Below are 11,180 nucleotides of genomic sequence, written 5' to 3' on the forward strand. Positions count from 1 at the left end.
GGGACAGGCCCCTTCCTGGTTGTGAGGTCAGGCCTTCGCCGGCTCGGCCTCGCGGGCCTCCTCCGGCGCAACCTGCTCCGCTACGCCCGCCTTCGCGGCGCGCTTGGCCGCCTTCTTCTTGGCGCGGCGCTCCTTGCGGAGCTCGATCATCGCGTACAGCGTCGGCACCAGCAGCAGGGTCAGCAGCGTGGAGCTGATCAGGCCGCCGATCACCACGACGCCCAGCGGCTGCGAGATGAAGCCGCCCTCGCCGGTGACGCCGAGCGCCATCGGGAGCAGGGCGAAGATGGTCGCGAGCGCCGTCATGATGATCGGGCGGAAGCGGTGGCGACCGCCCTCGATGACGGCTTCCACGATGCCGAGGCCCTGGGCGCGGTACTGGTTGATCAGGTCGATCAGCACGATCGCGTTGGTGACCACGATGCCGATGAGCATCAGCATGCCGATCATCGCGGGGACGCCCAGCGGGGTGCCCGTGATGAGCAGGAGGGCCAGGGCGCCGGTCGCCGCGAACGGGACGGAGACCAGCAGGATCAGCGGCTGGACGAGCGACCGGAAGGTGGCCACCAGCAGCATGAAGACGATCGCGATGGCCGCCAGCATGGCGAGGCCGAGCTGGGCGAAGGCTTCGTTCTGGTCTTCGCTGACGCCGCCGATGGTGGCGGTGGCGCCCTCCGGGAGGTCCAGGGCGTCGATCTTCTTGGCGAGATCGGTGCTGACCGCGCCGGTGTTGTCGCCGACGGGCTTGGCGGTGATCGTCGCCGAGCGCTGTCCGTCGATCCGGGTCATCGAGACCGGGCCGGGGACGACCTTCACGTCGGCGATGTCGCCGAGCTTTACCGGGCCGAGCGGCAGGGCCTTCAGCTCGGCCATGGTGGCGGCCGGGGTGGAGGACCGGATGACGACGTCGCGCTCGGTGTCGTCGAGCGTCGCCGTGCCGGCCGGCGTGCCGCGTACGGCTCCGGCGACGATGCCCCCCAGCGTGGCGGAGTCGAATCCGGCGGCGGCCGCCTTGTCGTTGGCGGTGACCGAGATACGCGGGACGCTCTGCGCCAGGTCGCTCTGGACGTCGGTGACGTCCTTGATGGTGTCGACCTCGGTGCGGACCGCCTCGGCGGCCTTCTTCAGGACGTCGCCGTCGGCGGCCTTGACCACCACGCTCAGGTCCTGGGAGCCGAAGCCGTCGCCCGCGGCGATGGTGGTGTCGCCGATGCCGTCGAGCTTGCCGAGGGCCTCGTCGATGCGGTCCTGGGCGTCCGCGTAGTCCGCGGCGTCCTTCAGGGTGACCTGGTAGGAGGCCTGGTTGGCGCCCGTGCCGCCGCCGAAGGCGGCCATGAAGCCGGAGGAGCCGACGGTGACCTGGTAGTCCTTGACGCCCTTGTCCTGCTCGATGACCTTCTCGACCTTGCGGGCCGCCTCGTCGGCGGCTTCCAGGCTGGTGCCGGGCGTCAGCTCCTGCTTGACGGTCAGGACCTCCTGCTCACCGGCGTCGAAGAAGTTCGTCTTCAGCAGCGGGACCATCCCGAAGGTGCCGAGGAGCACGGCGACGGCGATGACGAGGCTGGTGACCCGGCGGCGGGTCGCGAAGCGCAGGACCGGGACGTAGATCCGCTGGAGCTTGCTGGCCGCTTCCTTCTCCTCGGCGAGGCGGCGGGCCTCCGCCGCGTCCTCGGGGGTGCCCTTGGGCGCGCGCAGGAACCAGTACGACAGCACCGGCACCACGGTGAGCGAGACCAGCAGGGAGGCCAGCAGCGCCGCGGTGATGGTCAGCGAGAACGAGCCGAAGAGCTGGCCGACCATGCCGCCGACCAGCCCGATGGGCAGGAAGACCGCGACGGTGGTGAGCGTGGCGGAGGTGACCGCTCCGGCGACCTCCTTGACCGCGGTGATGATCGCCGCGTGGCGCTCCTCGCCGTAGCCGAGGTGGCGCTTGATGTTCTCCAGGACCACGATCGAGTCGTCGACGACCCGGCCGATGGCGATGGTGAGCGCGCCGAGCGTGAGCATGTTGAGCGACAGGTCGCGGGTCCAGAGCACGATCAGCGCGAGGACGATCGAGAGCGGGATGGAGACCGCGGTGACCAGCGTCGAGCGGATCGAGGCGAGGAAGACCAGGATCACGACGACGGCGAAGACCAGGCCGAGCGCGCCCTCCGTGGTCAGGCCCGAGATGGACTTGGAGACGGCGGGGCCCTGGTCGGAGACGACCGTCACCTCCGCGCCCTCACCGAGGTCCTTGCGGAGGTCGGGGAGCTTGTCCTTGACCGCGTCCGAGATGGTGACGGCGCTGCCGTCCTTGTCCATCGTCGCCATCACGGCGAGGCTCGGCTTGCCGTTGGTGCGGGTGATGGAGACCGCGTTGGACGGCTCCTGCTTCACCTCGGCGACGTCGCCGAGGCGCACCGGCTTTCCGGGCTTGCCGCCCGCCGGGTCCTTGGCGACGAGCTGGAGGTCCTCGATCTGCTTCAGCGAGGTGTAGGCGCCGCCGACCTGGATGGTGCGGCTCTTGCCGGACTCGGAGAACGAGCCGGCCGGCACGGTGGCGCCGCCCGCCTGGAGGGCCTGGGCGAGCGTGCCCGCGTTCAGGCCGGCCTCGGCGAGCTTCTTGTCGTCGGGGACGACGGAGACCTGGAGGTCCCGCACGCCGTCCACCGTGACCTGGCCGACGCCGTCGATGTCCTCCAGGGCCGGGACGACCGTGCGATCGAGCTGGTCGGCCAGGACCTGCTGGTCCTTGTCGGAGGTGACGGCGAGGACCACGGTCGGGATGTCGTCGGTGGAACCGGCGATGACCTGCGGGTCGACGCCGTCGGGCAGCTGGGCGCGGGCCCGGTTCACCGCCTGCTGGATGTCCGCGACGAGCTGCTTGGTGCCCTCGTCGCCGAAGTCGAAGGTCGCCATGATGAGGGCGTTGCCCTCGCTGGCGGTGGAGGTGATGCCCTCGACGCCGTCGACGGCCTTGAGGGAGTTCTCCAGCGGTTCGACGACCTGCTTCTCGACCACATCGGGAGACGCACCCTGGTAGGGCGCCAGCACCGAGACCATCGGCAGTTCGATGGTGGGCAGCAGCTGCTGCTTGAGCTGCGGGATCGCTATCGCGCCGAAGACCAGCGCGACGATCGATATCAGCCCGATCAGGGCCCTTTGCGCGAGGCTGAATCTGGACAGCCAGGACATGGGTGGGTCTCTCTTCTGTGGCGTACGCGGAGAGGGCGGAGGGGGAAACGTCAGGGACCTGCACCTCCAGCCCAGTCCTACGATCTCCGCTCCGCGCCGCCGAAACGTCGCCCCCCGGGCTGCTTTCTTATGCCGCGCATACCGCAGGTGGAGTACGCCGCAGTACGCCGAAGCTCCACCCGGTCACTCCGCCCGGGGACGCACCAGGCCCGATTCATAGGCGATGACCACCAATTGGGCCCGGTCCCGGGCTCCCAGCTTCGCCATCGCCCGGTTCACATGGGTCTTGACGGTGAGCGGGCTGACCGCGAGACGCTCGGCGATCTGGTCGTTGGAGTGGCCGCCCGCGACCTGCACCAGCACCTCGCGTTCGCGGCCGGTGAGCGCCGCCAGCCGCTCCGCGTACTCCGCGCTGTCCGGCCCCTCCCCCGAGCTGCCGCCCTGGGCCAGGAAGGTGGCGATGAGCCCCTTGGTCGCGGCGGGCGAGAGCAGCGCCTCGCCGGCCGCGGCGATCCGGATGGCGTTGAGGAGCTCCTCCGGCTCCGCGCCCTTCCCGAGGAAGCCGGAGGCCCCGGCGCGCAACGACTGGACCACGTACTCGTCGACCTCGAAGGTGGTGAGCATGACCACCCGCACCGCGGACAGCTCCGGGTCGGCGCTGATCATGCGGGTGGCGGCGAGTCCGTCGGTGCCCGGCATCCGGATGTCCATGAGCACCACGTCGGCGCCCGAGGCGCGGGCCAGCTCGACGGCCTCGGCCCCGTCGGCGGCCTCGCCGACCACTTCCATGTCCGGCTCGGAGTCCACCAGCACCCGGAACGCGCTGCGCAGCAGCGCCTGGTCGTCGGCGAGCAGCACCTTGATGGGAGCCTGCTGCGGCACAGTCGTCGGTTCCGGTGCCGGTGTCGGCTGGGTCATCGGCAGAGCCTCGTTCCGCCCGCTGTGCCCGGCCGCTCCGGTTCACCCTTGCGGGCCTCGACCGGAAGGATCGCATGGACCCGGAATCCGCCGCCGTACCGAGGCCCCGCGGTGAGGGCCCCGCCGAGGGCGGTGACGCGTTCGCGCATGCCGACCAGGCCGTGGCCCCCGCTGTCCAGGTCGTCGTCGGCCCCGGCGCCGGGCCGCCGGGCGGCGCACCCCCGGCCGTTGTCGATCACGGTGACCTCGGCGGTGGCGCCCACCCGTACGACGCTCACCTCGGCCCTGGCCCCGGCGCCCGCGTGCTTGCGGACGTTGGTCAGTGCTTCCTGGATGACCCGGTAGGCGGCCAGGTCGACGGCGGCGGGCAGCCGGTTCCCGTGGTCGGAGCAGGCCACCTCGACGGGGAGCCCGGCGTTGCGGAAGGTGTCGACCAGCTCGCCGAGGACGGCGAGCCCGGGGGCCGGTTCGGTGGGCGCCTCGGGGTCGCCCTGCTGACGCAGGAGGCCGACGGTGACCCGGAGTTCGTTGAGCGCGGAGCGGCTGGCGTCGCGGACGTGGGCGAGTGCTTCCTTGGCCTGGTCCGGGCGCTTGTCCATGACGTGGGCGGCGACCCCGGCCTGCACGTTGACCAGGGCGATGTGGTGGGCGACGACGTCGTGGAGGTCCCGCGCGATCCGCAGCCGCTCCTCGGCGACCCGGCGGCGGGCCTCCTCCTCGCGGGTGCGCTCGGCACGCTCGGCGCGTTCCCGGATGGCGTCGACGAACGCGCGTCTGCTGCGTACGGCGTCCCCGGCGGCCCCGGCCATCCCGGTCCAGGCGAACACTCCGAGGTTCTCCTGGCTGTACCAGGGCGTCGAGCCGAAGACCATGGAGGCCGCCGTGAGCGCCCCCATCGTCAGCAGCCCGACCCGCCAGGTGGTGGGGCGGTCGGTGCGCGAGGCGACGGTGTAGAGGGCGATGACCGTGCTCATGACGACCGGGGCGGGCGGGTCCATCAGGATGTACTCGGTGGCCGAGAGGATCCCGGTCGCGGCGAGCACGGCCATCGGACGCCGTCGTCGCAGGACCAGGGCCACGGCGGCGAGGACCATCAGGAGCACGCTGAACGGCTCGGGGGTGCGGGTGCCGAAGGTCGGTCCGTGTCCGGAGGCCGGGTCCGCGAACGAACCGGCGATCATCGCGACGAGGGAGCCGAGGGCGAGGGTCGCGTCGAACGCGAGGGGGTGGTCCCGGAGCCAGCGGCGGGCGCGCGCGAAGCCGGACGAGAGGGTGGTCACGTCCAGCTACGGTACGCGGCCCCCGCTCGGGGACGGCAGCCTTCTCCGGGGAGGGGCCCGGAGCACCGCTGCCCCGCGTCCGGCGGACCGGGCGCGGGGCAGCGGGGCGGGGTGCTGGTGCGGCGATCCACGGGCCCGCCGGGGCCGGCCCATGGATGCGGACCGTCGGCCCGTGGATGCGGACCGTCGGCCCGTGGATGCGGACCGGTCGGTCTCAGTTGGGGATGAGCCCGCCGTCGCTGAGCAGCATGGCGGTGACGTCCTCGATGGTGGCGTCGGGCGCCGGCAGGATCAGCTCGGACGGCTCCAGGGAGTCGTCCGGCAGCGGAGTGCCGAGCTCACGCACCTTGTCCAGGAGCGCGTGGAGGGTCGCGCGAAAGCCGGGGCCGTCGCCGCTCTCCATCTCCTTGAGCAGGACGTCGTCGAGCTCGTTCAGTTCGACGACGTGACTGTCGGCCAGCTTGACCTGGCCCTCCCCCATGATCCGTATGATCATGACGCTGCCTTACTGCTTGTCGAACTTGTGCGGGGACGACTGCTGCGACTGCTGCGCACTGTCCTGTGCGCCGCCGTCGATGGCCTGCTGCGAGGACGAGGGGCCGCCGGCCAGCTCGGCCTTCATGCGCTGCAGCTCCAGCTCCACATCGGTGCCGCCGGAGATCCGGTCCAGCTCGGCGGCGATGTCGTCCTTCGCCGTGCCGGTCGGGTCGTCCAGGGCGCCGGAGGCGAGCAGCTCGTCGATGGCGCCGGCCCGCGCCTGGAGCTGCTGCGTCTTGTCCTCGGCCCGCTGGATCGCGAGCCCCACATCGCCCATCTCCTCGGAGATGCCGGAGAAGGCCTCGCCGATCCGGGTCTGGGCCTGGGCCGCCGTGTAGGTGGCCTTGATGGTCTCCTTCTTCGTGCGGAAGGCGTCGACCTTGGCCTGGAGGCGCTGGGCCGCGAGGGTGAGCTTCTCCTCCTCGCCCTGCAGCGTCGTGTGCTGCGTCTCCAGGTCGGTGACCTGCTGCTGGAGGGCGGCACGCCGGGACAGCGCTTCGCGCGCCAGATCCTCGCGGCCCAGCGCCAGCGCCTTGCGGCCCTGGTCCTCCAGCTTGGACGACTGGCCCTGCAACTGGTTCAGCTGCAGCTCCAGGCGCTTGCGGGACGTCGCCACGTCGGCGACGCCGCGGCGCACCTTCTGAAGCAGCTCCAGCTGCTTCTGGTACGAGTAGTCGAGGGTCTCGCGCGGATCCTCGGCCCGGTCAAGGGCCTTGTTTGCCTTCGCGCGGAAGAGCATCCCCATACGCTTCATGACACCGCTCATGGGCTTCGCGCGCCCCCTTCTGACGGACTGAGCTCCAGCACTCCCGATAGAACCCACAGTACGGGCCCTGTCTCTATTACCGCACTGTTCGGACGCCGATGTGCTCCTCCCCAAGGACGAGTGCGCCCCGTGAACACTCCCGCCCAGGGTGTAGGTGAGGCTCCGGGACATTCTGGTGACGGGTGCGGGAACGGGCGGTTGACACCCGTATCGCCCCGTCTCGTCCCGTCGGGACACCTGTGGGGACGCCGTCCGTTGCTGGATCGTTCCCGCCCGGGTCTCCGGGCCCGCGCGCCGACCCCGTACCCTTGGGTTTTGTGTTCCGTAGCCGTGCCAAGACAGAGAAGGCCCCCACCGACAAGGTGACGGCGGACCTCTCCCAGCAGCCCCGCGACCCGCAGGCTCCCAAGGGTCGCCCCACCCCCAAGCGCAGCGAGGCCCAGACGCAGCGCCGTCGCGCCGCGTCCAGTGCGCCGACCGATCGCAAGGCGGCCATGAAGCGCCAGCGTGAAGCGCGGCGCACCGACCTGGCCCGGCAGCGCGAGGCGCTCGCCTCGGGCGACGAGCGCTACCTCCCGGTCCGCGACAAGGGCCCGGTCAGGCGCTTCGTCCGCGATTACGTGGACTCGCGCTTCTGCATCGCCGAGTGGTTCCTGCCGCTCGCCGTGATCATCCTGATCCTCAGCGTGATCCAGGTGCAGAACATCCAGAGCATCTCGTTGCTGCTCTGGCTCGGCGTGATCATCCTGATCGTGATCGACTCGATCGGTCTGTCGATGCGCCTGAAGAAGCAGCTGCGCGAGCGCTTCCCGGACACGCCGAAGCGCGGAGCCGTGGCGTACGGCCTGATGCGCACGCTCCAGATGCGCCGACTGCGGCTTCCGAAGCCGCAGGTCAAGCGCGGAGAGCGGCCCTGAGCACGGAGGCCTCCGGCTTCACCGGGGTCTCCTCGGCGTGGCTGGCAGGTCTCGGCGGCGTACGCAATCGGGTCCGGCAGGAGCTCGTCGCGCGGCAGCTGGACGAGCAGATAGCCGGGCGGTTCCCGGTCGGGCAGCGGCTGCGCGTCCTGGACGTCGGCATGGGCCAGGGCACCCAGGCCCTGCGCCTGGCCCGGGCCGGTCACTCGGTGACCGGCCTGGAGTCGGACGCCGGGATGCTGACGGCTGCCCGTGAGTCCCTGGCGACCGAGCCGGAAGGCATCCGGGAGCGGGTCAGGCTCATCGAGGGCGACGGCCGGGACACCGGCGTGCACTTCCTGCCCGGCAGTTTCGACGTGGTGCTGTGCCACGGCGTCCTGATGTACGTCGAGGAGCCGGACCCGATGCTGGCCGGGCTCGCCCGGATGCTGGCCCCAGGCGGGCTGCTCTCCCTGCTCGTACGGAACGCGGACGCGCTCGCGATGCGCCCGGGGCTCGCCGGTGACTTCGGCGCGGCCCTGACCGCCTTCGACACCGCCACGTACACCAACCGCCTCGGCCTCACCGTGCGGGCCGACCGGCTCGACGCGCTGCGGGCCACGCTCGCGGGAATCGCCGCACCGCTGTACGCCTGGTACGGGGTGCGGGTCTTCACGGACAACGTGGCGGACGGGGCGGAGCTGTCGGCCGAGGAGCTGGAGCGGGCCCTGGCCCTGGAGGACCGGGCCGGGCGGACCGACCCCTACCGGGGTGTGGCGGCACTGCTGCATCTGTGCGGGGTGCGCGGCTGACGCGGGCATCACGGGGGCGGGCCCGTTCGGCCCATCTGCACGGGCACCCGGACGGGGCGGGCCCCAGACTCCGGGTATGGACGTATCCCCCTCCCGCAGCCGGGCGCGCGGGCTGCTGCTTCCCCTGTCCGCGGCCGTCTGCGCCATCGCCCTGGCGGGCGGCTGCTCCGGTACGAGTCCGGCGGCTCCGGCCCCCGAAGCCAGTGCGTCCGGTACGGCGCAGGGTGCGGTGAAGCGTGCCCCCGGCGACCTGGAGAACGCCTACCAGGACGTCATCAACGACGTACTGCCGTCGGTGGTGCAGATCGACGCCTCGGAGGGCCTCGGTTCCGGGATCGTCTACGACGACAAGGGGCATATCGTCACCAACGCCCATGTGGTCGGCGACGAGAAGACGTTCAAGGTCAGCGTCGCCACCGGGGAGGCGGTGCTGAGCGCCTCGCTGGTCTCCTCCTACCCGGAGCAGGACCTGGCCGTGATCAAGCTCGACGAGGTGCCGGACGGGCTGAAGCCCGCGGCGTTCGGCGACGCGGAGAAGGTCGAGGTGGGGCAGATCGTGCTGGCGATGGGCTCGCCGCTCGGCCTGTCCAGCAGCGTCACCCAGGGCATCGTCTCGGCGCTCGGCCGGACCGTGAGCGAGAGCCGGGCGGGCGGCGGCACGGGCGCGACGATCGCCAACATGGTGCAGACGTCCGCGGCGATCAACCCGGGCAACAGCGGCGGGGCGCTCGTCAACCTCGACAGCCAGGTGATCGGCATTCCGACCCTCGCGGCGACCGACCCGCAGATGGGCGACAGCGCGGCTCCGGGCATCGGCTTCGCGATCCCCGTCTCGATGGTGAGGACGGTGGCCGACCAGATCATCAAGGACGGCAAGGTCACCGATTCGGGCCGGGCCGCGCTGAACATCACGGGCCGCACGGTCGTCGACGACAGCTACCGCCCCGCCGGGGTGGCACTGGTCAGCGTGGACCGGGGCGGTGCGGCGGACGACGCGGGGCTGAGGCCCGGGGACACCATCACGAAGATCGGGGACAGCGAGGTCACCACGATCACCTCGCTCTCCGAGGCGCTGGCCGGTGACGAGCCCGGCCAGAAGGTGACCGTGACGTACACGCGCGACGGCGACAGCCGGACGGCGGAGGTCACGCTCGGGGAGATCTGAGCCCCCTGCGACAGCGGAAAGGGCGGTACGGGTCTCCCGTACCGCCCTTTCCGTGCCGGCCGCACCTCAGGCGCTGTCCGCCTTCAGGCTCATCGGGCCGTAGATCTTGGTGGTGTCCTCGAAGAGCGTCACCTGTGCGGCGCCGCCCTCCAGGAGCTCCTTCCAGAACTCCCCGATCCAGGACTCCGCGTCGCCCTGGGTGGTGAACTCCTCCGGCTGCAACGCCGGCTCCGTCTCCGTACCGTCGGACTTCTCGAACCGCCACGTCCACGCCATGCCAGCCTCCTGGGTCGCGTTGCTTCCCGAAGCGTAGCCGGACGCACCACGGACCGAAGGCCGCACACCAAATAACTTGATCTTGCCGCTCGCTCCATCCGGGCGCGCACCTCACGCGGGGACACGGGAGGATCAAGGTGTGGAACTGACTCTGCTCGGCACCGGAGCCCCCGACGGGCTGCCCCGCCCCTCCTGTCCCTGTGCGGCCTGCGCCTCGGCCCGCGGCCCGTGGGCGCGGGCCGCGACGGCGCTGCTGGTCGACGACGCGCTGCTGCTGGACCTCACGCCCGGGGCGGTGTTCGCCGCCGCCCGTGCGGGGCGTTCGCTGGGCGCGGTCCGGCAGGTGCTGCTGACACACCCGCACGACGGGCCCGCCGTCGAGCTGCCCGCACTCCTGCCGCCGGCCGGCCGGGTGCCGGACGGCCAGGTCCTGACGCTGATCAGCGGGCACCGGGTGCGGGCGATGGCGATGGACGCCCCGGGGACCGGTTACGAGGTGACCGCCCCGGAGGGCGAGCGGCTGCTGTACCTGCCGCCGGGGGCCGCCCCCGCCGGCCTGCCCGAGCGGCTGGACCGGCCCCTGGACATGGTCGTCCTCGATGTGATCGGGCGGCCCGACGCGGTGGCCCGGCTGCGGGCGGCCGGAGCGGTCGGGCCGGCCACCGAGGTGATCGCGGTCCACCTGGACCACGACGCCCCGCCGGGCCCGGCGCTGGAGAGGCGGCTGGCGGCGGCCGGCGCGCGGGCGGTGCCGGACGGGACGACGCTGGTGGTGGGCGGGTACCACGCGGTGCCGGACGTGCCGCGCCGGGTTCTGGTGACGGGGGGCGCGCGGTCGGGGAAGTCGCTGGAGGCGGAGCAGCGCATGGAGACGTTCCCCGAGGTGGTGTACGTGGCGACCGGCGGGCGCCGCGACGGGGACCCGGAGTGGGCGGCCCGCATCGGACTGCACCGGGAGCGCCGGCCCGGCGCCTGGCGGACCGAGGAGACCTGCGAGGTCGCGGAGCTGCTGCGGGCGGACGGGCCGCCGCTGCTGGTCGACTGCCTGTCGCTGTGGCTGACCGACGCGATGGACCGGGTGGAGGCCTGGGAGGACGAGCGGTGGCACGGGGGCGGCGAGGCGGCGTTGCGGGAGCGGGTCGTGGAGCTGGTCGCCGCGGTGCGCGGGGCGCGGCGGCCGGTGGTGCTGGTGACCAACGAGGTGGGGTCGGGGGTGGTGCCGGCGACGTCGGCCGGGCGGCGGTTCCGGGACGAGCTGGGGCGGCTGAACGCGGCGGTGGCGGCCGAGTGCGAGCAGGTGCTGCTGGTGGTGGCGGGGCAGGTGCTGGTGCTGCGGGGGTAGGGGCTGGCGCT

General features: G+C 72.1%; 10 protein-coding genes. 4 read left to right on the forward strand and 6 right to left on the reverse strand.

Going from position 1 to position 11,180, the window contains the following annotated elements:
* Nucleotides 1-27: 27 nt before the first annotated feature.
* The 5 genes from ACH4KB_RS05880 to ACH4KB_RS05900 all read right to left on the reverse strand — a co-directional run bounded on the left by ACH4KB_RS05880 (nucleotide 28) and on the right by ACH4KB_RS05900 (nucleotide 6,666).
* Nucleotides 28-3,177, reverse strand: coding sequence for an efflux RND transporter permease subunit (locus ACH4KB_RS05880; protein WP_398063941.1), 3,150 nt, complete (start codon nucleotides 3,175-3,177; stop codon nucleotides 28-30).
* 183 nt (nucleotides 3,178-3,360) lie between these two features.
* Nucleotides 3,361-4,095 (reverse strand): response regulator, encoded by a 735-nt coding sequence (locus ACH4KB_RS05885; RefSeq protein WP_398063943.1) that lies wholly within the window; start codon nucleotides 4,093-4,095, stop codon nucleotides 3,361-3,363.
* Nucleotides 4,092-5,375 (reverse strand): sensor histidine kinase, encoded by a 1,284-nt coding sequence (locus ACH4KB_RS05890; RefSeq protein ID WP_398063944.1) that lies wholly within the window; start codon nucleotides 5,373-5,375, stop codon nucleotides 4,092-4,094. The genes ACH4KB_RS05885 and ACH4KB_RS05890 overlap by 4 nt, the downstream gene beginning before the upstream one ends.
* Before the next feature lie 214 nt (nucleotides 5,376-5,589).
* A complete protein-coding gene (locus ACH4KB_RS05895; RefSeq protein ID WP_398063945.1) occupies nucleotides 5,590-5,871 on the reverse strand; it encodes a hypothetical protein in 282 nt (93 codons plus the stop codon).
* A gap of 9 nt (nucleotides 5,872-5,880) precedes the next feature.
* Nucleotides 5,881-6,666 carry a PspA/IM30 family protein gene (locus ACH4KB_RS05900; RefSeq protein ID WP_398063947.1) on the reverse strand — a complete coding sequence of 262 codons (786 nt, stop codon included), beginning with the start codon at nucleotides 6,664-6,666 and terminating at the stop codon, nucleotides 5,881-5,883.
* Between the two features lie 329 nt (nucleotides 6,667-6,995).
* On the opposite strand from ACH4KB_RS05900, the gene ACH4KB_RS05905 reads away from it, so the two are divergent.
* The 3 genes from ACH4KB_RS05905 to ACH4KB_RS05915 all read left to right on the forward strand — a co-directional run bounded on the left by ACH4KB_RS05905 (nucleotide 6,996) and on the right by ACH4KB_RS05915 (nucleotide 9,551).
* Complete coding sequence (locus ACH4KB_RS05905) at nucleotides 6,996-7,595, forward strand: DUF3043 domain-containing protein (RefSeq protein WP_007451204.1); 600 nt, start codon at nucleotides 6,996-6,998, stop codon at nucleotides 7,593-7,595.
* 98 nt (nucleotides 7,596-7,693) lie between these two features.
* Complete coding sequence (locus ACH4KB_RS05910; RefSeq protein ID WP_398064650.1) at nucleotides 7,694-8,386, forward strand: class I SAM-dependent methyltransferase; 693 nt, start codon at nucleotides 7,694-7,696, stop codon at nucleotides 8,384-8,386.
* A 76-nt stretch (nucleotides 8,387-8,462) separates the two neighbouring features.
* Nucleotides 8,463-9,551, forward strand: a complete 1,089-nt coding sequence (locus ACH4KB_RS05915; RefSeq protein WP_398063949.1) for a S1C family serine protease — start codon at nucleotides 8,463-8,465, stop codon at nucleotides 9,549-9,551.
* Between the two features lie 66 nt (nucleotides 9,552-9,617).
* On the opposite strand, the gene ACH4KB_RS05920 is transcribed toward ACH4KB_RS05915, so the two are convergent.
* The gene (locus ACH4KB_RS05920) at nucleotides 9,618-9,827 is read right to left on the reverse strand and encodes a hypothetical protein (RefSeq protein WP_018958100.1); all 210 of its coding nucleotides are present in this window, start codon (nucleotides 9,825-9,827) and stop codon (nucleotides 9,618-9,620) included.
* Nucleotides 9,828-9,966: 139 nt separating this feature from the next.
* Here ACH4KB_RS05920 and ACH4KB_RS05925 point away from each other — a divergent pair, with 139 nt between their 5' ends.
* Nucleotides 9,967-11,169, forward strand: a complete 1,203-nt coding sequence (locus ACH4KB_RS05925; RefSeq protein WP_398063951.1) for a bifunctional adenosylcobinamide kinase/adenosylcobinamide-phosphate guanylyltransferase — start codon at nucleotides 9,967-9,969, stop codon at nucleotides 11,167-11,169.
* Nucleotides 11,170-11,180: the final 11 nt, after the last annotated feature.

The organism is Streptomyces sp. NPDC017520 (assembly GCF_044329855.1).
In the GTDB taxonomy this organism is placed as follows: Bacteria; Actinomycetota; Actinomycetes; order Streptomycetales; family Streptomycetaceae; genus Streptomyces.

Coding starts and splice junctions, on each gene's coding strand:
- ACH4KB_RS05885 (WP_398063943.1), bottom strand. CDS start 4,095: ATGACCCAGCCGACACCGGCACCGGAACCGACGACTGTGCCGCAGCAG.
- ACH4KB_RS05915 (WP_398063949.1), top strand. CDS start 8,463: ATGGACGTATCCCCCTCCCGCAGCCGGGCGCGCGGGCTGCTGCTTCCC.
- ACH4KB_RS05920 (WP_018958100.1), bottom strand. CDS start 9,827: ATGGCGTGGACGTGGCGGTTCGAGAAGTCCGACGGTACGGAGACGGAG.
- ACH4KB_RS05895 (WP_398063945.1), bottom strand. CDS start 5,871: ATGATCATACGGATCATGGGGGAGGGCCAGGTCAAGCTGGCCGACAGT.
- ACH4KB_RS05880 (WP_398063941.1), bottom strand. CDS start 3,177: ATGTCCTGGCTGTCCAGATTCAGCCTCGCGCAAAGGGCCCTGATCGGG.
- ACH4KB_RS05900 (WP_398063947.1), bottom strand. CDS start 6,666: ATGAAGCGTATGGGGATGCTCTTCCGCGCGAAGGCAAACAAGGCCCTT.